This is a genomic window from SAR86 cluster bacterium (assembly GCA_023703535.1).
Lineage (GTDB): Bacteria > Pseudomonadota > Gammaproteobacteria > Magnimaribacterales > TMED112 > TMED112.
Genome location: CP097967.1, coordinates 740,114 through 760,478, shown reverse-complemented (window position 1 = coordinate 760,478; position 20,365 = coordinate 740,114). Strand labels below are relative to the sequence as shown.

General features: G+C 32.5%; 18 protein-coding genes and 1 tRNA gene. 14 read left to right on the top strand and 5 right to left on the bottom strand.

Translation table 11 applies throughout. From position 1 onward, the window contains the following. Nucleotides 1–29 precede the first annotated feature (29 nt). Nucleotides 30–118: transfer RNA gene (locus M9B42_03965), tRNA-Ser, on the top strand. A gap of 15 nt (nucleotides 119–133) precedes the next feature. Here the strand turns inward: M9B42_03965 and M9B42_03960 are convergent. Together M9B42_03960 and pyk are read right to left on the bottom strand one after the other, a co-directional pair. Beyond that, on the bottom strand, nucleotides 134–736 hold the full coding sequence (locus tag M9B42_03960) for a pyridoxal 5'-phosphate synthase (GenBank protein URQ63933.1): 603 nt from the start codon (nucleotides 734–736) through the stop codon (nucleotides 134–136). Then, nucleotides 736–2,133: a pyruvate kinase gene (pyk, locus tag M9B42_03955; protein ID URQ63932.1), complete on the bottom strand. Its 1,398-nt coding sequence runs from the start codon at nucleotides 2,131–2,133 to the stop codon at nucleotides 736–738. Before pyk ends, M9B42_03960 begins: the two co-directional genes overlap by 1 nt. Before the next feature lie 35 nt (nucleotides 2,134–2,168). Between pyk and M9B42_03950 the strand changes: the two genes are divergently transcribed. Continuing rightward, a complete protein-coding gene (locus tag M9B42_03950) occupies nucleotides 2,169–3,362 on the top strand; it encodes a glycine C-acetyltransferase (GenBank protein URQ63931.1) in 1,194 nt (397 codons plus the stop codon). Continuing rightward, nucleotides 3,359–4,384, top strand: a complete 1,026-nt coding sequence (gene tdh, locus M9B42_03945) for an L-threonine 3-dehydrogenase (protein URQ63930.1) — start codon at nucleotides 3,359–3,361, stop codon at nucleotides 4,382–4,384. Before M9B42_03950 ends, tdh begins: the two co-directional genes overlap by 4 nt. Here the strand turns inward: tdh and M9B42_03940 are convergent. Beyond that, complete coding sequence (locus M9B42_03940) at nucleotides 4,371–5,537, bottom strand: beta-lactamase family protein (protein URQ63929.1); 1,167 nt, start codon at nucleotides 5,535–5,537, stop codon at nucleotides 4,371–4,373. The genes tdh and M9B42_03940 overlap by 14 nt on opposite strands. Continuing rightward, nucleotides 5,524–6,720 carry a beta-lactamase family protein gene (locus M9B42_03935; GenBank protein URQ63928.1) on the bottom strand — a complete coding sequence of 399 codons (1,197 nt, stop codon included), beginning with the start codon at nucleotides 6,718–6,720 and terminating at the stop codon, nucleotides 5,524–5,526. The genes M9B42_03940 and M9B42_03935 overlap by 14 nt, the downstream gene beginning before the upstream one ends. 154 nt (nucleotides 6,721–6,874) lie before the next feature. Here M9B42_03935 and M9B42_03930 point away from each other — a divergent pair, with 154 nt between their 5' ends. The 11 genes from M9B42_03930 (at nucleotide 6,875) to M9B42_03880 (ending at nucleotide 17,433) form a co-directional block, all read left to right on the top strand. Beyond that, nucleotides 6,875–7,447, top strand: coding sequence for an ATP-binding cassette domain-containing protein (locus M9B42_03930; GenBank protein ID URQ63927.1), 573 nt, complete (start codon nucleotides 6,875–6,877; stop codon nucleotides 7,445–7,447). Further along, entirely contained in the window at nucleotides 7,431–8,072 is a 642-nt protein-coding gene (locus M9B42_03925; GenBank protein URQ63926.1) for a heme exporter protein CcmB, read from the top strand. Before M9B42_03930 ends, M9B42_03925 begins: the two co-directional genes overlap by 17 nt. After that, nucleotides 8,072–8,803, top strand: coding sequence for a heme ABC transporter permease CcmC (gene ccmC, locus M9B42_03920; GenBank protein ID URQ63925.1), 732 nt, complete (start codon nucleotides 8,072–8,074; stop codon nucleotides 8,801–8,803). Before M9B42_03925 ends, ccmC begins: the two co-directional genes overlap by 1 nt. A gap of 113 nt (nucleotides 8,804–8,916) precedes the next feature. Further along, complete coding sequence (gene ccmE, locus M9B42_03915) at nucleotides 8,917–9,330, top strand: cytochrome c maturation protein CcmE (GenBank protein URQ63924.1); 414 nt, start codon at nucleotides 8,917–8,919, stop codon at nucleotides 9,328–9,330. Continuing rightward, nucleotides 9,323–11,155: a cytochrome c biogenesis protein CcsA gene (gene ccsA / locus M9B42_03910; GenBank protein ID URQ63923.1), complete on the top strand. Its 1,833-nt coding sequence runs from the start codon at nucleotides 9,323–9,325 to the stop codon at nucleotides 11,153–11,155. The genes ccmE and ccsA overlap by 8 nt, the downstream gene beginning before the upstream one ends. Next, nucleotides 11,148–11,657, top strand: a complete 510-nt coding sequence (locus M9B42_03905) for a DsbE family thiol:disulfide interchange protein (GenBank protein URQ63922.1) — start codon at nucleotides 11,148–11,150, stop codon at nucleotides 11,655–11,657. The genes ccsA and M9B42_03905 overlap by 8 nt, the downstream gene beginning before the upstream one ends. Continuing rightward, the gene (locus M9B42_03900) at nucleotides 11,641–12,024 is read left to right on the top strand and encodes a cytochrome c-type biogenesis protein CcmH (GenBank protein ID URQ63921.1); all 384 of its coding nucleotides are present in this window, start codon (nucleotides 11,641–11,643) and stop codon (nucleotides 12,022–12,024) included. Before M9B42_03905 ends, M9B42_03900 begins: the two co-directional genes overlap by 17 nt. Beyond that, complete coding sequence (locus tag M9B42_03895; protein ID URQ63920.1) at nucleotides 12,014–14,218, top strand: AAA family ATPase; 2,205 nt, start codon at nucleotides 12,014–12,016, stop codon at nucleotides 14,216–14,218. The genes M9B42_03900 and M9B42_03895 overlap by 11 nt, the downstream gene beginning before the upstream one ends. After that, the gene (locus M9B42_03890) at nucleotides 14,215–14,868 is read left to right on the top strand and encodes a cell division protein ZipA C-terminal FtsZ-binding domain-containing protein (protein URQ63919.1); all 654 of its coding nucleotides are present in this window, start codon (nucleotides 14,215–14,217) and stop codon (nucleotides 14,866–14,868) included. Before M9B42_03895 ends, M9B42_03890 begins: the two co-directional genes overlap by 4 nt. Further along, complete coding sequence (gene ligA / locus M9B42_03885) at nucleotides 14,804–16,834, top strand: NAD-dependent DNA ligase LigA (GenBank protein ID URQ63918.1); 2,031 nt, start codon at nucleotides 14,804–14,806, stop codon at nucleotides 16,832–16,834. Before M9B42_03890 ends, ligA begins: the two co-directional genes overlap by 65 nt. Continuing rightward, on the top strand, nucleotides 16,831–17,433 hold the full coding sequence (locus M9B42_03880) for a transglycosylase SLT domain-containing protein (GenBank protein ID URQ63917.1): 603 nt from the start codon (nucleotides 16,831–16,833) through the stop codon (nucleotides 17,431–17,433). Before ligA ends, M9B42_03880 begins: the two co-directional genes overlap by 4 nt. Here M9B42_03880 and M9B42_03875 read toward each other — a convergent pair. Then, nucleotides 17,430–20,312, bottom strand: a complete 2,883-nt coding sequence (locus tag M9B42_03875; protein URQ63916.1) for an insulinase family protein — start codon at nucleotides 20,310–20,312, stop codon at nucleotides 17,430–17,432. The genes M9B42_03880 and M9B42_03875 overlap by 4 nt on opposite strands. Between the last annotated feature and the right edge of the window lie 53 nt (nucleotides 20,313–20,365).

Genomic DNA, 20,365 nt, shown 5'->3' with positions numbered 1-20,365 from the left:
TACCAAATAATTTGTATTATTAGAGGTCCGGAGAGGTGGCTGAGTGGTCGAAAGCGGCACCCTGCTAAGGTGTTATACGGTTTCCGTATCGAGGGTTCGAATCCCTCTCTCTCCGCCAGTCTTTTACAGCAGCCTAAGATTGCAAGAAAAATTTTCGCCAAGAATCAGATTCTTTTTTATAACATTCTCTGTAATTTAATCTATCTTCAAATGCTTCCCAGAATTCAAAGTAATTTATTTTGACCTGGAAACCACCCCAGTCTGAAGGTCTATTTTCTTGAATCTCTCCAGCATCAACTTTAGCTTTTATTGCATCATATTTTTCCCTCAGAATTTCATAGGATTCAATCTCTTCAGATTGGTTTGAGGCGATTGCCGAAATATTTTTACCTATTTCTCTTTCTTGAAAATGTTGATCTGAAAATTTTTCTGAGCATTTTGATATTTCGCCTTCAATTCTTATTTGAGTATCAGTATTAGGCCACCAGAAATTGATTGCCACCAAAGCATTATTTTCAAATTGCTTGGCTTTATCACTTTTATAGTTTGAAAAGAAAATTAAATGATCTTCAAAAAAATATTTAAAATTTACGTATCGCGCATGTGGTTGCCCATTAGCATCAACGGAACTCACACATCCTGCCTCAACATGTGGTTGCCCATTTTCTTCAGCTTTGACGTAATAGCTTTCAAATAACTGAAACGGTGGAGCAGCGTTTAAATTTTTAAATAACATTATCCAAATGAACGTATTTGTATAGCATCAGCATATATATCAGAAAATACACCTGAAATTACCACAAACTTTTTTCTTCCCCTCATTTTGTAATGTTTTTTTAGGACTTCAAAAGCTGAATTGATAGTTTTTTCATGGTCTTTAGTAAATTTTAGAAACAAATTTTGAGTAGAAGATGATATTGAAAGTTTTGATTGAGTTTCAAGACGATTACTAAAGGCAAAAACAGGTACAGTTGGTTTGGCTCGAGAGATTAAATTTGCTGTAAAGCCACTTCTTGTTAAAACAACAATTGCATCCGCATCAATTTTACTTGCTAATTTTACAGAGGTTGCCGCCAGTTTATGCCAATCGGTTTGTTGTTTGAAATTATTTTCAAAGTGCAATGTTTCTGAACGTTCAGCATTCCTTGCAACCTGATCAATGTATTTCACACACTCTACTGGATATTTGCCAATACTTGTTTCTCCTGAAAGCATTAATGCATCTGTGCCCTCATAAACAGCATTTGCCACATCTGAGACCTCTGCTCTTGAAGGATGAGGGCTATCAATCATTGATTCTAGTAATTGAGTTGCAACAATTGATTTTTTACCTTTCGAAGAGGCAATTTTAATAATATTTCTTTGGATATAAGGCAAGTTTGTAATGTCTGTTTCAATGCCTAAATCTCCCCTTGCCACCATGACACCATCTGAGTTTTCAATCACTTCTTCAAGATTTGAAAGGCCTTCTTGGTCCTCTATTTTGACAAAAATTTCTACATCAGAAACTTTCTTCCCCAAAAATTTCTTTAATTCATTTAAATCTTTCTTTGATCTACAAAAAGATAAGGCAATAAAATCAACCCCTTTAGAAATTGCATATTTAATATCTTTTTTATCTTTATCTGTAAGAGATGGAAGAGTTACTTTCGCTCCAGGAAAATTTACGTGCTTTCTGCTTCCTATTTCACCAGAATCTAAAACTTCACATTTCACATTTTTATCTTTATCTATATTTCTAATTTTTAGATCAATAGCTCCGTTATCTAAGGAGACTTTACCTCCTTTTTTCAGCCCTTTAACTTGTTTCAAGTTATCAACAATAATGTACTTAGCCCCTTTAAGTGCTTTTGGAGTCAAGTGAACAACTTCACCCTTTATAAGTTGAATGCTCTTCGTAATAGGAGCTGTTCTTATTTCAGGACCTTGGGTATCAATCATTATGCCAACAGAGCAGATTTTGGATTTATTGATTCTTTTTACAATTGTAATAATTTTTTCTAATTCGGCATGACTGGCATGAGACATGTTAATTCTGATGACATTAGTTCCCGCCACACATAATTTTGAAATAAAGGATTCTGTATTTGTTTTTGGTCCAACTGTTGAGATTATTTTTGTTCTTCTTTCCATAAACAGATTTTTAGTTTTTTTATTATAATCTCTTTGTGAAAAAAAGTTTTTATGCTTCATTAGAAAATGAATTAGAAAAGATTAGAGAAGAAGGTCTTTTCAAAGAGGAAAGATTTATTGCCTCTCCCCAAAAAACAAGAGTCGAACTTGCAAATGGAAGTAGTGTTCTTAACTTTTGTGCCAATGACTACCTGGGACTAGCTAATAATTTAGACGTAAAGAGAGCTGCAAGTGAATCCGTAGAAAAAGATGGTTTTGGCATGGCTTCTGTGCGTTTTATTTGCGGTACGAATGATAAACATAGACAGCTAGAAGAAAAGCTAAGCAGCTTTCTTGGGTATGAGGATTGCATACTATATGTGGCATGTTTTGACGCAAATGGAGGTTTATTTGAGCCACTTTTTGATGAAAATGATGCCATTATTAGTGACGCCTTGAATCATGCTTCAATAATTGATGGGATAAGGTTGTGCAAAGCAAAACGTTTTAGATACGAACACAGTAATATGCCTGATCTGAAGCGGTGTTTAGAGGAGGCAAAAGAGCAGGGGGCAAGACATAAAATTATTGTGAGTGATGGTGTTTTTTCTATGGACGGAACTTACGCAAAACTTGATGAAATATGTTCTTTGGCAAATGAATACGAAGCACTTGTCATGATTGATGACTGTCATGCAACAGGTTTTGTTGGCAGCAATGGCAGAGGGACATCCGAACATTTCGGTATAAAAGATGGAGTCGATATTCTCACTGGAACACTTGGAAAGGCATTAGGTGGTGCTTCTGGTGGTTTTGTTTGTGCAAATAAAAGTGTGGTTGAACTGCTAAAACAGAAATCGAGACCTTATCTTTTTTCAAATGCCTTATCACCGTCAATTGTCTCAGCAACAATGAAAGCTCTAGAAATTGTAGAAGGCGAACCAGATAGAAGGCAACGCATCTATGAAAATTCTAAATATTTCAGAGGAGAAATGAAAAAACTAGGTTTTGAAATACTAGGCACTGATCATCCAATTGTGCCTGTAATGCTTGGTGACGCAAAAGTTGCTCAACACATGTCAAAAAAACTTTTAGAAAATGGCATTTATGCAGTCGGATTTTTCTATCCTGTAGTACCAAAAAATAAAGCAAGAATAAGACTTCAAATTAATAGTGAGCACACAAAAGAAGAATTGGATAAAGTAATAGACACATTTAAAAAAGTGGGCGAGGAGCTTAATTTATTATGAAGTGTTTAGTAAAAAATGAGCCAGCAGTTGGACTCACTCTTAAAGAGAAAGAAAAACCAAGTCCTAAAGATAACGAAATCCTAATTAAGGTAAAAAAAGCAGCAATATGCGGCACCGATTTACACATTTGGAATTGGGATAGTTGGGCTCAAGAAAAAATCAAACCCCCAATGACAGTTGGCCATGAGTTTATGGGTGTGATTGAGGAAGTTGGTAAAAAAATAAAAAATTTTAAAATAGGAGACAGGGTTTCTGTTGAATCGCACATAACTGGTACAAAAAGTCGAAATGCTCGTGCAGGAAAACTTCATCTTGATCCAGATACAGTAAATTTAGGAGTAGATACTGACGGTGCTTTTGCTGAGTATGTCAAAGTTCCTGAATCAAATGTTGTTCCACTTCCTGATTCTGTCAGTGATGAAGTAGGAGCAATCTTAGATCCTTTTGGAAATGCTGTTCATGCTACTTTATCGTTTGATCTTGTTGGTGAAGATGTGCTTATCACTGGTGCAGGCCCAATTGGAATAATGTCTGCAGCTATTGCTGAACATGTAGGTGCAAGAAGAATTCTGCTTACTGACGTAAACGATCATAGATTGGAATTAGCAAAAAAAGTTTGCTCAGCTGAGTTATTGAATCCAACAAACTCATCAATCTCAGAAAAGATGAAGGATATGGGGTTAAAGGAGGGTTTTGATATAGGTCTTGAAATGTCAGGATCTGAATTTGCATTAAGAGATATGGTAGACAATATGATTATGGGTGGAAAAGTTGCTCTTCTTGGCATACCAAGCAAGGAGATAAAAATTGATCTCAACAAAATAATATTTAAAGCTTTAAATTTAAAAGCTATCTATGGGAGAGAAATATATGAAACCTGGTATAAGGGTTTAGCTTTGATTGACTCTGGTCTAAAAATCGAAGAAATAATTACTCATAGATTTAAATTTGAAGATTATAAAAAAGCTTTCGATCTCTTAAATGAAGGAAAAGCTGGGAAAGTAATTCTTAGTTGGGATTAGCCTCAGTTAAACCAAAAACTAAATTTTGAATTCTTTGAACTGGTGGACACTTATCAGTTGAAGTATTTGGACAATTGAATTTATCTTTTTGTGACATTGTCGCTGGCATATTAATACCACCATCATCACTCTCTGTAGAAGTTTCTTCTTCTTCGCCAGCAAATGCTTCTCCAATAGCTTTTAACCATGAAAAGGGAAGCCATAAAAGATAATCTAGGGGGCCAAAGCTAATAACATATCCATTATCTCTGTTGTGCGAATATTTAGTGAATTTAACTACAACTAAATCATGCTCAGGAATTACAAAGAGATATTGGCCATTAAATCCTTCCATGCATAATAATTTCTTATCATCAGCAATTTTTCTCACAGCCCAGTGCATACCATAATACTCGCCATCCCCCTTAGATATAGGCTGCGTCGAATTGATAACATAATTTTTATCAATAAGTTGTTTATCGTCCCAGCTTCCATCTTGAGCTATTAATTCACCAAACTTAATAAAATCTCTTGGAGTCATATCAATCCCATGAAAAGTAACGTCTCTTAAAGCATGGTCTTTCCACAAGCCGTATTCACTAATACCTAAGGGATTTAAGATCTCATTTACTAAAACATCATGAGGCGCTGCATCAAATATTTCCTCTATAACAGGCCCAAGAAGAGCAGTATTTACGTTATTGTATTTGTATATATCTCCGGGCTTGTCTTCTAGCTCAACTTCTAATGCAAATGCTAAGTTGTCCCTGGAAAGAAACATTTCTTCATTCCAAGACTCTGTTCGGTAAAGTCCAGATTTCATTTCTAGAAGGTTTCTAATAGTTATATTGCCTCTTTCATCATTTTCCCATTCAGATAAATAATTTTTAATGGGCTCATCTAGACTTTCAATTAACCCCTTTTTAATTGCCACACCAAACAAAGATGCATAGAATGCCTTTGCAATTGATTGGGAGGTAACAAAATCTTCCCTTGAATCTTCTTCTCCATAGCTTTCCAGAACTATTTCGCCTTTATGAGAAACAATAAGAGCTTGAGTTGCAGGATCACTCATTATCATCTCTTCTAGTTGAGATAAAGTTTCTTTATTAATTTCTTGCCCTAATAAGGTTGTGGAAAAAATTAATAAATAAAGAAATTTATTTTTCAACATTTTCAAGGTCTGCCATGAGATCTACGATATCTACATAATTTTCATAGAATTCTTTTGATTCACCTTCTGCTAGGGTGTAAGGTGTTTGAACATTACCGTCCTCAAAATTTATTAAACCAATGTCATAAAGAAATCTTGATACATTTAATGCTGCGTTTACACTGCCAAGAAACTTAAGATAAGTTAAAGGACCAAATTTTTGTACTTCTCCACCACTTGGGTAATACTTCGTAATTCTTGTGAAAATGATATCTCTTTCTTTATCGATAAAGACAAATTGACCAAATTTACCACTGGTGTTGTAGATTTGTGCTTCATCATCATATTTAGAGATCCACCATTGCAAACTATATCCTCTTGTATCGCTATGGGTCCATCCCATGCTCGGTGTCTTGCCCCAATACAATTGCAGAGATTCATCAACATAACTTTTTGAGACAACTTGCTCTCCATCCCAGTTTCCATCTCTAGAAAAAAGCAAGCCAAACTTAGAATAATCTCTCGCTGACATATCTAAGCAACAATAAGTCATAGTATTTCCCGCAGCATCTTCCCAAGCTGTGTAATTTTTTATACCAATTTTGCTAAATATTCTTTCTTCAATTAATTGTTTGGCTGTTTTCCCAGTTGCTCCCTTTAATATTTCTCCAATAAGCATTGAATTAACATTGTTATATTGAAACTTTTCTCCAGGAGGGTTTTCAACCTCAACTTCTAATGCATACTTAAGATGATCCTCTTCAAAAAACATCATCTCGTGTTCATGACTTGGGAATTCAAGTCCACTAGTCATATTCAGAATTTCTCTTATTGTGATATCTTTTTTTGATTGACTGTTATATGAATCAACATAATTTGCAACTGGCTCATCTAGGCTTTTTATCTCTCCTTTATCTAAAGAGATTCCGATCAGTGCAGCATAGAAACTTTTGGCAGTAGACCAAGAAGTTCCATATGAATTTTCATTAAAGCCTCTGGCATATTTTTCAGAAACAATATATCCATCCTTTATAATCACTGCACCCATTGTGGCCTTATCCTCAAAGGACTTTTCAATTAGTAAGTTAACTTTTTCTTCACTTAAACCTAATTCAGATGCGCTTTTCTTTTCCCAAGTTTCATTTGGGAAGTACGAGTCTGAAAATATAAAATTCGAGCAAAATAAAATTATTAATAATCTCATAACATTTTCCTAAGCATTGATAAAATACTATTATATGAAAATTAAATTCAATTTGGTGGCAAGTTATTAAAGTAATTGATTTCATTAATAAAAGCCCCATAAAGCTTATTACAAGCTTTATGCATAGAATTTCTGCATCATCAATATTTATAAAATGACAACAATTTGTTCAATTAAAAACTTGTCCTATGCAATAGATGGGAATGTAATTCTAAATAACTTTTCAATGGAAATTGAAAAAAATGATTTCATTGAAATTAGAGGTTCAAATGGCTCGGGTAAATCTACTTTACTAAAGATATTTTGTAAATTAATTCCTTCAAAAGCTTGTGAATATAGAGATAATTTTAAAGAACATATAGATTATCTAGGCCATAAAAATTCTTTAGTTGAAGAACTTTCAATCAGACGAAATTTTGAACTTGAAGATCTTGCCCTTGATAGCGATATTGCAAAAAATTTTGAGATTAAAGAACTATATGACGAGCTGTGTGCCAATCTTTCCTTTGGTGAAAAAAGAAAGTTTGCTATTGCTAAATTACTTCAAGCAAAAAAGAAAATATGGGTATTGGATGAACCTTTTGCTGGCTTAGATGCTGTTTCCTATGATTTTTTAGTGAAAGCTTTTAAACAACATATACGTAGTGGTGGAACCATTCTTTTGACCAATCATCAGACTGAAATACCTGATACTAAAAAAGTAAATTTAGATGAAAAGACTAGTTAAAAACGTAAGAAGAGAATTTTTAATTTTTTGGGGTATTCCAAAAAATATTTATATGCCAATCTCAATTTTTAGTATTATTTTTGTAATTTTTACGATCATAGATTCAAACTACTTGTTAGGGTTTTCAAATGTTTTTATAGCAAGTCTTTTTACAGTTTTCTTAATGTCGGAGAGCACATATCTTGATGATTACAAAAGTGGTTTTATTGAGAAAAAAATTTGTGAAACAAATGATCTTGAATTTTATTTAATAGGAAAAAGTTTAACTCAAATAATATTGGTCTTTTTACCAATGGTTTTAATTTCAATGCTTTACATAGGTGTAAATAGTGAAGTATTTGAAGAAATCAGTATTGAAAAGTTTGTTTTTTCATATCTGCTTTTTTTGATAACACTTAAAAACTTTTTTTATCTTGGAAGCGCTGTTTCTCTTAAAAGAAATAATGCTCTAAATGCCCTTGTGATAATGCCCTTACTTATACCTTATTTCATAATCTCTAATGACGTTTTACTTACAAACTATAATTGGGGCTCAAGCATCTATCTAATGATTGCGTATTTCATTTTTTCAGACGTATTCTGCAATCTAATTACTCTGAAAGTACTAAGGATTCAATCAAGATAATGTATAAATATGTTGCCAAATATTTAATGCTTGAAAAGGTGTATAAATTTTGTGAAGTTACGTCTTTTCCATCGTTATTAATCGGTTTAGTGCTATTTGCTTTTGGCGCATTTCAAGCTCTATTTATTGCCTCAGCTGATGTACAGCAAGATGAGGTTTATAGGATCATTTATATACATGTTCCTTCTGCAATACTTTCTGAGCTAATTTATCTTTTTCTGGCAAATTGCGGTTTGATTTTTCTTGTTTGGAAAACAAAAATTTCTACAATCTATCTGAATTCTGCTGTGCCTATAGGAATTGCTGTAACATTGTTAGTTTTAATTACAGGCTCATTGTGGGGAAAGCCAACATGGGGAACTTATTGGGTTTGGGACGCAAGAATTACGTCAACTTTTATACTTTTGCTTCAATATATAGGATTGTACGTCCTTAGAACATCTTTTAATTCTATATCGACTTCAGATACTGTGATTAGTATCTTTGCAATAATAGGGGCAATTAATATCCCAATAATTAAATTCTCAGTTAATTGGTGGAATACTTTACATCAAGGACCCAGCATAACTTCATCAGGCAGTACTATTGCTGGAGAATTTCTTACAATTCTAATTTTAATGGTGATTTCATTATTGTTTTTATCGTATGCTATTTTTGCAAGAAATATTCAGTCTGAAATATTGCTTAGAACAAGGCAATCAAAGCGGTTACAAGGAGAGATCAATGGATAATTTAATGTTGGTTTACATTTCCTACTTAGTTTTTTTATTTTTTATACTTTTAAGTTATTGGTTGGCACATGACAAATATGCTAAACAAAAAAAATATTTTATTGAACGTTCAGATGATTAGACAAAACAGATTAAATAGGCTTGGGGTAATACTAGTAACATTAAGCGCTTTGGGAATGATTACATTCTTTGTTTTAAAGGCGCTTCAATCAAATATTAATTTCTATCTGACACCAACACAAGCAATTGAAAAGGGATATGAAAATTTAAATACATTTAAATTAGGTGGAATGGTAAAAGTGAATAGTGTTCAAAAAGAGGGTTTGAACACAAAATTTTACGTAACTGATTATGACAATGAGACACTAGTAACATTTAGAGGCGTTCTTCCAAATTTGTTTAAAGAAAACAGTGGAGTAGTTGCTTTAGGTTATTTTGATACTAACGAAGAAATATTTGTAGCAAAAGAAATTTTAGCCAAACATGATGAAAACTATTCTCCAGTCGAACTAAATAATAATGATTAATATAAGTTTTGATTTATTGGGAAATATTTTGCTTTCTCTAGCTTGTTTTTCTATTTTTCTTGTACTTCTTTCATCTATTTTTAAAAGAATTGTTAATTTTAATAATAATTTAATTTCATTTAATTTATTTGCTCTGTTTACATCATTTATCTATTTGATCACACAATTTTTAATTGATAATTTTGCATTTTTATATGTAGCCAGTAATTCAAATATCTTTCTTCCAACTTTCTATAAGTTTTCTGCTTCCTGGTCTGCTCACGAGGGTTCATTTTTATTAATGACTTTGATTTTATCTTTGGCAATGTTCATAAATAACCTAACAAATATTGGCAAACCTTTTATTAATATTTCTAACCAAATTGTTGCTGGGATAATTTTTTTATATCTACTTTTTGTGATTTTTACATCAAACCCATTCCTCAAGATTGCAAATCCTCCACCAAATGGGGTTGACTTAAATCCACTTTTACAAGATCCATTGCTAATTATTCATCCTCCTATCTTATTTACTGGTTACGTTTTATACGCAATCACCTTTAGTCTTGTTATTTCTGGGATGTTTACCAAATTTGACAATAAACTCTTTAATGTCTTAAAAGTTTGGGGCGGCATTTCATGGTTTACTCTTACATTGGGCATACTTCTAGGCTCTATATGGGCTTATTACGAACTGGGTTGGGGCGGATATTGGTTTTGGGACCCTGTTGAGAACGTTGCATTAATGCCATGGCTTGCTGGAACAGCATTCAGCCACTCTTTGATATTTAGCAGAAATAAAATTTTATTATCTTGGATGGTTTTTTTAGGAATTTTGACTTTTCTACTTTCAATTTTGGGCTCTTTCATAGTGAGATCAGGCGTACTTAACAGTGTTCATACATTTGCAGCCGATCCAACACGTGGCATTTATTTATTAAGTATCTTTTCATTGTTTTCATTTATATCTTTTGTAGCTTTCTTTGCTAAAACAAATAATTTGAGCAGCAAATGGCCTAATCTTTTTTCAAGAACATATTTAATTCTTTTGAATAATTTAATAATGATGACAATTCTTTTAATTGTATTTATTGGAACTTTATATCCATTATTTTATGAATCAATTTATCAACAACCTCTGAGCGTTGGTCCCAAATATTTCTCAGACTTAATTACACCTCTTGTAATTGCTTTAATTAGTATATTCTCATTCGAAATTTTTCTTGGGGTGAGAAATAAAGGCTTGATTCTAGTCTCATTATTTTTAATTGTTCCATTATTATTTTTTATATATGGTTTTGTAAAAAATATTGGCATTCTCTTCACAGGATTAATACTCGTAGTTTTTATTTTAAGGGGCGGATACAAAATTGTTTTTGATAAGAGTAATAGAGAAACACATAAAATATTAGGACACTTTTCAGTAATATTATTAACCTTTAGTGTTCTTTGTAATCATTTTTATTCGAAAAATGTTGATCTTAAACTGGCACCAAATGAGAGGATACAAGTTTTTGATAGAACAGTTTCATTTGAATCTATTGAGCTAGAGAATCAGGATAATTTTGACTCAATTAAAGCTAATTTTTTGGTTGATTATCAAGGAAATGAATCTTTGATACAAAGTGAAAGAAGAATTTACAGGATAGGCGGACAAATAACTTCGGAAACAGGTATAAGTCCAAGCTTTTTAAAGGATTATTTAATAGTCTTAGGCGATAGATATTCTGATGGCTCCTGGACACTATCCTTTTCTATAAAGTATGGAATTATGACAATTTGGCTATCCTCTGTCCTGTTGATGTTATCCATGCTTTATGGAATTATTAAAAGATCAAATGAATAGAATTTTTATTGTTTTTGTAAGTTTTTTAATCATTGGCATGATTTATTTATTTTCTTATTCATTGTCTAAACCAGAAATCTCAAGGATTAATAATCAAACTGGAAAGGACTTGCCTGAATTTGAAAATCTAGTCGACTTAAATCAAGAAATTTTTGATCAAGAAGAGTTGCTTAAAGGGAAAGTTTTATTAAATGTGTGGGCTAGTTGGTGTATTACATGCAAAGTAGAACATCCTTTTTTAAAAAAAATCTCAGAAGAAAACAATCTAAAAATTGTTGGTATTAACTACAAAGACCAACTCAGTGATGCAATTTCATATTTGGAAGATAATGGAGATCCTTACGATAATTCAATCTTTGACTTAGGTGGTGATTACTCGCTAAAACTAGGCGTAATTGGCGCACCAGAAACATTTTTAGTAATCGATGGGAAAATTGTAAGTCATAGGGTTGGAGAACTGAATAGAAAAATTTGGGAGAGGGACTTTGAAAGTTTTTTTTAGTTTAATTCTTCTTAGTTCAAGTCTTATTTTTGCTGAAAAACTTTATTCCAATTTAACAGAAGAAGAAATTTTACGTCTTGATACAATTTCGGAAAACATAAGATGTCCTAAATGTGATTATGGAAATATAAATAGTTCAAATGCTCCAATTTCAAAAGATCTTAAAAAAGAAATTTCATATTTGATTAGTAATGGGAAGTCAGATAAAGAAATCTATGATCTGATGAGAGAAAGGTACGGAAATTACATTATTTTGAATGAAGAAATTGGTAAAAATAATTTGCTTATTTATCTTCCATTAATTGTTTTAATTCTGTCTATTGGCCTTGTAACCATCTATACTATAAAAAAACGAAATGAGACTTAAAAGCTTAAAACTCTCTGGATTTAAAAGTTTCGTTGATCCGATTCAAGTAGACTTCCCTGGAATAATGTGTGGCATTGTTGGTCCAAATGGTTGTGGAAAGTCAAACATAATTGATGCAATCAAATGGGTTAAAGGAGAGCTGTCAGCGAAAAGTCTACGTAGTGAAAGTCTTCAAGACGTCATTTTTAATGGCTCAGATAATAGAAAGCCGGTAAGCCATTGCTCTGTTGAACTCTTTTTTGATAATTCTGAAAATTTTTTGGGTGGAGAATATCTCAAATTTGATGAAGTAAGTGTTAAAAGAGAAATGGGAAGAGATGGACAATCAACTTATTTTATAAATAATGCTTCAGCAAGAAGAAGAGATGTTCAAGATTTATTCCTTGGGACAGGGTTAGGTGCTAATAGTTATGCCATTATTGAGCAAGGAATAATATCTAGTCTAGTTAGTGCAAAGCCAGAGGAGCTAAGAAGTTATGTAGAAGAAGCCGCTGGAATAACAAAATACAAAGAGAGAAAAAGAGAAACTGAATCAAGAATTAAAAGAACTTCAGAAAATATTGATAGGCTCAAAGATCTTGAGGATGAAGTAAAAAGATCTATAAGGAGACTTAATGCAGAAGCAAATTTAACTACTAAATACAAAAAACTTAGAGAGAAAGAGAAAGAACTTTCAAAATTTTTAATTAACTCTGAAATCAATACATTAACAGATCAGCTTAAATCTGCTGAGAAAGAAAATAAAAGTACTGAAGATGGAATAGAAAAACTTGATGGGGAAAGATTAGCTTTTACTTCAAAAAGAGATGTGAGTAAAACAAAGCTAATGGAGGGTCTAAAAGATTTAGAGGATCAGCAGAGAGTATTTTTTGAACTTGGTGCAAAGATTTCATTGATAGAGGAGAAAGAAAAATCTTCGAATATAAGAATTTCTGAATTAGAGCTTGAACAAGAAAAAAATAAAAAGAATTTAGCTGATTTGAGTGATGATGATGGAGCTGTCGAAACATCATCTGCTGAATCTGATGTTGAAAAAGTAATAGAAAGTGAAGTTTCTATTGAAATCAAAAAGTTTCAAGGAAAGATTGATGAAAGCGTATTCGAAATTTTGAAACAGTCATTAATTAAATTTTGGAAAAAAGGTTTTGATTTTGGAAAAGGGAAGGGCTCTGATAATTCAGAAACTATTAACTCTCTTAAAGAACAATTTGTTGAGAGAAACAAAGCAATCATCAAAGAAATTGAAGACATAAAAAAAGATCTTAAAAATGAAAAATCAGGACTTTCTGATCTTGTGGAAAATAGAAAGGAGCAAGAAGGAAAAATTACTACTCTTAGAGCAAATCAAGATAACTTAAACGAAGAAGTCAGAAAATTTGAGGCAGAAATCACAAGACTTGAAACACAGAAAGAAGCAATATCACAAAAAAGAAACGAAGAAGAAGTTAATAAAAGAAGTTTGGAAAACGAAATCAAGGAAAAGACTGAGAAACTCGATACCTATAAGGATGTGAAAGATATTCAAGGAGAAGAAGAGGACATAAGTATTGAATTAGAAAAGCTGCAACAGAAAATTATGAATCTAGGGCCTATCAATTTTGCAGCACCTGAAACACTAGAAGCGGAAAAGCAAAGAAAAGAGGTTTTAACTAGTCAGATTGAGGAATTAGTTGAATCATTATCAAAACTAGACGAGGCAATTAAAAAGATAGATAGAGAATCTAATAAGTCTTTCAATGATTGCTTAAATTCAACTAATAAGTTTTTAGAGGAAATTTTTCCAAAACTTTTTGATGGTGGATTTTGTAAATTAAATCCTGTTGATAGTTCCGAAGACTCCGGACTAATCTTAATGGCTAGATTACCTGGAAAAAAGAACACAAAACTATCTCAGTTATCAGGTGGTGAAAAGGCATTAACTGCTCTTGCTTTAGTTTTTTCATTGTTTTCTATAAATCCTGCTCCATTTTGTTTGCTTGACGAGGTGGATGCCCCATTAGATGATGAAAACACTGTAAGGTTTATTAATTTAGTGTCTGAAATGTCTTCTAAAGTTCAATTTATTTTTGTAACACATAATAAAATATCAATGGAAAAAAGCACTCATCTCCTTGGAGTGACTATGAGAGATCTAGGAGTTTCAAAAGTTGTTTCTGTGGACGTAGAACAGGCAATGGAGCTTGCACAATCTTGATTGATAATCCTTATATTCAATATTCAATTTACATTATTTTTGGATTAATAATTCTCGCACTAATTGCCATAAAGGCCTATTCAATCATCAAAAATAAGAATGGTTTGAAATTTTCAAAAGACTTAAATAATAATAAAAATAAAAAAAATGATAACGGGAGCGTAACTCCGAAAAATCAGAATTCTAGCGGAGGACCTCCTGAACAAGTGCAAATAGATTTCAGTGCTAAAACAATTTCCTTGATTCTGAAGGCAAGAATCAATACTTCTCCGATGTACGAAATGTTGAAAGCAAAGTTAAATAGTGCAGGCCTTTACGAAAGAAAACACCCAGAAGAAGATGGGTATTTTTTTACTTCAAAACATGATGAGGGTGACAACAAGTTTTATGTCATTAATCTTAAAACGCCTGGTACATTTTTAGAAAATCAGGAAGTAGAGGCAATAAATCTAACTCTTGAAATGCCTAATAGTATTAAAAAGAAAACTGAAGGATTGACAGTTTTCAATGAAATGATTGATTTAGCAAATTCAATCAAAAGCAATTTTGATATGGGGCTTTTTGATGAGAATTTAAATAAAGTAGATGCTCAGACTTTGGAATATCTTAGAGAAGAAGTTTCACAAACAGATATGGGATATGGCACCTGAAGAAGAAATAAATAAGTTAAAAGCGGAACTTGAACGTCATAATAAGCTTTATCATCAAGACGATAATCCAGAAATATCTGATGCAGAGTACGATGCTTTATATCAAAGATTTAAAGATTTAGAGGCAAAACAAAACAAGAAAGAAAAACTATCACCAACCGATAAAGTCGGTGCAAAGCCTGCTAGAAATTTTGAAAAACATGATCACATCAAGCCAATGCTTTCTTTAAATAATGTCTTTAATGAAGAGGAGTTTGAAAAATTTGAAGAAAGAGTTCTAAAAAGGGTAGGAAGCCAAGAAATAATTTATTCCATTGAGCCAAAATTTGATGGTATTGGAGTATCACTTACCTACGAGAAAGGAAAATTATCCAAGGCCGTAACGAGAGGTGATGGCATAACAGGTGAAGTTATTACTGAAAATGTTAAAACCATCAAACATATACCACTTACACTAAAAGATTATCCAGAAGTAATCGAAATAAGGGGAGAGGTATTTTTCAGATTAAAACACTTTAAAAATATAAATGAAGAAATTGAGAGCAAAAATGGAAAGAAGTTTTTGAGCCCAAGAAATGCAGCGGCTGGAACTCTTAGAAATCTTGATAGAGAGGTTGTTGCAAGTAGACCACTAGATGTATTTTTTTATGGTTTGGGTGGACATAGCAGTGATTTTACAAAGCGAAATCAGAGAGATTTTTTAAATTTTCTTAAAGAAAATAATTTTTCAACCAATGAATTTACAAATTTTTCTAATAAAAGTGGGGTAAAAGATTATGTTGATAAAATTTTATCTTCTCGTGAAGATTTAGATTACGAAATTGATGGAGCAGTAGTAAAAGTAGATGATTTTTCTAAACAAGAAAAACTTGGCTTTGTTTCTAAGGCTCCAAGATGGGCTGTAGCGTGGAAATTTCCAGCGACAGAAAAGGTTTCCAAAGTAAAGAAAGTTCTTTTCTCTGTCGGCAGAACAGGAGTAATTACACCGTTTGCAACAATTGAACCAGTGTTAATTGCAGGAGCAAATATTTCAAATATTTCTTTGCATAATATGGATGAACTAAAACGTCTTGAAATAATGGATAATGATAGTGTTCTTGTTAGGAGAGCAGGAGATGTTATCCCACAGCTTGTTAAGGTTAATAAAGAGTTACGCTCAGGTGATGAAACCCCAGTAAAAATTCCAGACAAATGTCCATCATGTGAATCAGAACTTTTTCTTGATGGTCCTTTCTTGAAATGTGGTGCTGGAATGAAATGTAAAAAACAACTTTTTGGTTTTTTTGAACATTTTGTTTCGAGAAAGGCAATGAATATTGAGGGTCTTGGATACAAAATAAATAAAACTTTAATCAATTTGGGATACATGAAATCAGCTGCAGATTTATTCAGATTAAAAAAATATGAAAGTGAGCTTAAATCATTAGAAGGCTTCGGTGAGAAATCGATTGAGAATCTTTTTCAGAGCATTGAGAGCTCAAGAGAGCCAAGTCTTGCAATGTTTATATATTCGCTTGGCATACCAGAGGTTGGTGAGACAACCGCATCTAGTTTAGCAAGATACTTTAAAACTTTTTCTAATTTTAAAAATACAAATCTAGATGAATTGTTACAAATGGATAATATTGGAGATATCGTTGCTCAAAAGATTATAAATTTCCTTTCTACTGATCCGATTGGCATTGATGATCTAGTAAATGAATTAAGCATTAAAGATTTTATAGTTACTGAAGATAGCCATTTAGATAACAAAAAGATTGTTATTACAGGCACTTTTGAGGAATATAGCAGAGAAGAGCTAAAAGATATAATTAAAGATAAAGGTGGCATTCCATCAAGCAGCGTGAGTTCAAAAACAAATTATTTGATTTGTGGTGAAAATCCTGGTTCTAAATTGAGAAAGGCAGAAGAATTTGGCATAGAATTAGTTAAAGAGGAAAACTTAAAAGAGTTTTTAAAAATATGATAAGAGTAATATTATCAAGTATTCTGTTAATTCTTCTAACTAATTGTTCAAATGAAATTCCATTAAATCAGGATGATATTTGTAAGATGCTTGATGATAATCCATCATGGAAAAAGCCGCTTTTAGATACTGAGAAAAAATGGGGAGCAAAACCAAGCACTGTAATGGCAATTATAAGGCAGGAGTCCTCATTCGATTCTAGGGCTGCACCTGACAGGGAAAAAATTCTTTGGGTTTTTCCTGGAAAAAGACCTTCCTCAGCACGAGGCTACTCTCAAGCAGTAAAATCTACTTGGGAAGAGTATCAAAACGAAACTGGAAACAATTGGGCAAGGAGAGCAAGTTTTAAGAATTCAGTTGATTTTATTGGCTGGTACCTTTCAAAAGCAAGATCATCAGGAATACAAAACTATGAGGTAGAAAAATTATATTTAGCCTACCATGAGGGTTATGGTGGTTATAAAAGAGGGACATTTAAAGAAAAAGATTGGCTCCTTTCAGTAGCAAAAAAAGTAAAACTAAATGCAGCGAAATATGAGAGACAACTTAAAAACTGTGAGATTGTTGTCAAAAAAAGAAACTGGAATATATTTGACTAGATTTTTCTAATTTGAAAACCGTTATCTTGAGCAGTTTTTTCAAAATTAGGGTTAATGATAGAGAAAATTGATTTTTTTCTGTCCTTTAGATTTTTTGCAGCCTCTACAATTTCATCTGTTTTGATTTCTAAAATATTATTTCTATATGCAGATCTATCCTTTTGGGACTTCCCTTCAAGATTTAATCTGTAATCCTTAAAAGCTTCACCTGCTGGAGAGGAAGGTTTATCGATATCTGATAAGACTGAAAGCTTTGCCTCTAAAAGAATTTCTTCACTGAAATCACCTTTTAAAGCCCATTCTAATGAATCTTCAAAATCTTGAATTGTGTCTATGAAGCGAGGATCTCTGTATGAAAACATTTTAAATGTTCCAGAGAAAGGATCATATACTGCTCCACCACCATATGCTCCTCCTTGTTCTCTTACTCTTTTATGAAGATACTCATTTCTTAAAAGACTGGATAAAAGAAGATACTTTGCAGATTCCTTTGGATCATAAATCGGTGCATCCATCGATAACGCTGAGAAATTTACTTGTGTATTAATAGGCATCGCAATTTTGTGAAATTCTTGTTTAAATGGAAGTTCCACTTTTGAATCTCCCTCCATTTTGAAATCTAATGATCTAATATCTTTTACCTCATCTTTAGTTAGTAGAACATTTGATACAAACATCAATTCATTTGCAGAGTTCTTGTTTGCGTCGAAAAACTTAACTTGTTTTTCAAGTTCAGCTTTAAGCATTTCCTCATTATTTGAAACAAAAGGTGCAAATTTATAAAGAGAACTAAGCCCAGAGCTTAATTCTTGCATGAGAGATAATTTATTGTGACTTGAGGATGCTGCTAACATCGCAAATCTATGTCCATTTTCAACAATTGTTTGCTGAAGGCCCATAAAATTTTGAAAAACTAATTCTTTAATTCTCTTATCGTTATCAAATTTTGTTTCATTAAGAATCTCAAACATCAATTTTGTAACTTCAAGCGAGTTCTCTGGTAATGATTTAGAAGAAAGAGAAAGTTTGCCTTTTATCTCCTCGTTCTTATCAAGATAAAAATGCGAAGAGGCATTTATTCCGCCTGATATTTTTGAAATTGCTTCCTGAAGTTTTAAGTAGTCCTTATTTTTGGTGTCAATTCTTCCTAGAAGTGAGGATAAGATCATTAAATCACCAACTTGATCAAGTCCCTCAATATTCACATCTCTAGTAATTGATTGGTATGTAAGTCCGTTAGTTGGTTGTTCATAGAATGTAGGAGAGTATCCAAAAGTAACCAGTTTCTTTGATTTAGGATAAGTTAAATTTTTTGGTACATCTGATAGTTCAAGTTTTGGCAATACATCTTTATTTGGTTTTGCGTTTTGTCTATCTGCAAGGATTTTTGATTCATTTACAAGGTCCAGTTTTTCCTTGCTGCTCATTGATGCTTTCAAGTTATCAAGAATTTTTCTTAGTTCAGATTCTTTCTTATTTATGAGCTCAAGATCAGGAACCATTTCAAGATTCACACGATGTTGATTATCTACGAAGTTTCTTTTGACAATGTTTTGTAAGTAATTCTTCTTCTTAGCATTCTCTTTGAGTCTTTTTAGAGCTTCATCAACATTTGAAAGGATAAGCGGATCTGATTTATACAGTGAACCAGGTGCAAGTGAAAGAAGAATTTGTAATCCATAAGGCAATGATCCTGCAGAAATTTCTCTTCTGTTTAGCTCTAATTGGTAAAGGGCCGCATCAATTTGCTCATCCTTGAAGCCATTTTTGACTATATCTGCAAAAGTTTTATCAATCAGTGCGTTAAATTTTGATTGGGAGTTTTCTTCACTCCCTTCAATACCGCATATGAACATTAAATGTCTCATGCTATCTTCTAAGCCTAGAATCTGAGCAGGTGATTTCCCTATATCATTCGACTCTAATGCTTTGTAAAGGGGTGTTGCAGAATTTCCAAGCAAAAGAAGTGCAACAAGATGAGATTCTAGCAGTTCGTCTATATTGGAACTTTCACCCAAAACCCATGCACAATAATTTTGATGGCTGCTTTGCTCTTTTGATACCGGATTGAAGGCTTCCTCAGCATTCACACTTTTTACAAACGACTTTTGAGGCTCCACTATTTCGATTTTATCTTGTGAGATATTTTCAAATTTATTTTTTAATTTATCTGTTATAAATTTTTGAATTTCTTTTGCATCAATGTCTCCCCATGTGAAATAAGTAGCATTAGACGGATGATAAAACTTACTATGGAAATTCTTGAGATAGTCATGAGTTAATTCAATTATCTCTTTTGGCTCTCCACCACTATTGTGTCTGTAAGTCAGATCTGGAAACAAATTTTTTGTTAAAGCCTGCCATGTCACACTTGAAATATTGCTCATTGAGCCCTTCATTTCATTGAACACAACTCCTTTATATTCAAGATCAGAGCTACTTTTATCTAGCTTTGAAAATTCAAGTCTATGTCCTTCCTGTTTGAAATCTTCTTCTTCAAGAACAGGGAAATAAGCTGCATCAAGGTAAACATCCAGAAGATTGTAAAAATCTTTTTTATTTTGAGTAGCAAAAGGATATGCAGTCCAGTCACTGGATGTAAATGCGTTCATAAAAGTGCTCATTGACCTTCTGAGCATCATGAAAAAGGGATCTCGTACCTTAAATTTTTCAGAACCACATAGTGTTGTGTGCTCAAGGATATGAGCTACACCTGTTGAATTTTCAGGGATTGTACGAAACATAACCATGAAAACCAGTTCTTTTGAATCATTTTTAAGGTGAATGTGTTCAGAGCCGTAATCATCAAGCAAATATCTTTCTGCCTCAAATCCTAGAGATTTATTTTGTTTTTTATCTAAAAGTTTAAAACCACGCATCTTGAATTTCTTTCAGGGAACTAATATATATATATATTATGAGTCATAAATAA

Bases quoted from the DNA above. Each gene is read 5' to 3' on its own strand.
- M9B42_03905 (URQ63922.1), top strand. From the start codon at position 11,148: ATGAATAGAATTTTTATTGTTTTTGTAAGTTTTTTAATCATTGGCATG.
- M9B42_03880 (URQ63917.1), top strand. From the start codon at position 16,831: ATGATAAGAGTAATATTATCAAGTATTCTGTTAATTCTTCTAACTAAT.
- ccmE (URQ63924.1), top strand. From the start codon at position 8,917: ATGATTAGACAAAACAGATTAAATAGGCTTGGGGTAATACTAGTAACA.
- M9B42_03940 (URQ63929.1), bottom strand. From the start codon at position 5,537: ATGTTGAAAAATAAATTTCTTTATTTATTAATTTTTTCCACAACCTTA.
- pyk (URQ63932.1), bottom strand. From the start codon at position 2,133: ATGGAAAGAAGAACAAAAATAATCTCAACAGTTGGACCAAAAACAAAT.
- ligA (URQ63918.1), top strand. From the start codon at position 14,804: ATGCTCAGACTTTGGAATATCTTAGAGAAGAAGTTTCACAAACAGATA.
- ccsA (URQ63923.1), top strand. From the start codon at position 9,323: ATGATTAATATAAGTTTTGATTTATTGGGAAATATTTTGCTTTCTCTA.
- M9B42_03875 (URQ63916.1), bottom strand. From the start codon at position 20,312: ATGCGTGGTTTTAAACTTTTAGATAAAAAACAAAATAAATCTCTAGGA.
- tdh (URQ63930.1), top strand. From the start codon at position 3,359: ATGAAGTGTTTAGTAAAAAATGAGCCAGCAGTTGGACTCACTCTTAAA.
- M9B42_03925 (URQ63926.1), top strand. From the start codon at position 7,431: ATGAAAAGACTAGTTAAAAACGTAAGAAGAGAATTTTTAATTTTTTGG.
- M9B42_03895 (URQ63920.1), top strand. From the start codon at position 12,014: ATGAGACTTAAAAGCTTAAAACTCTCTGGATTTAAAAGTTTCGTTGAT.
- M9B42_03930 (URQ63927.1), top strand. From the start codon at position 6,875: ATGACAACAATTTGTTCAATTAAAAACTTGTCCTATGCAATAGATGGG.
- M9B42_03960 (URQ63933.1), bottom strand. From the start codon at position 736: ATGTTATTTAAAAATTTAAACGCTGCTCCACCGTTTCAGTTATTTGAA.
- ccmC (URQ63925.1), top strand. From the start codon at position 8,072: ATGTATAAATATGTTGCCAAATATTTAATGCTTGAAAAGGTGTATAAA.
- M9B42_03935 (URQ63928.1), bottom strand. From the start codon at position 6,720: ATGAGATTATTAATAATTTTATTTTGCTCGAATTTTATATTTTCAGAC.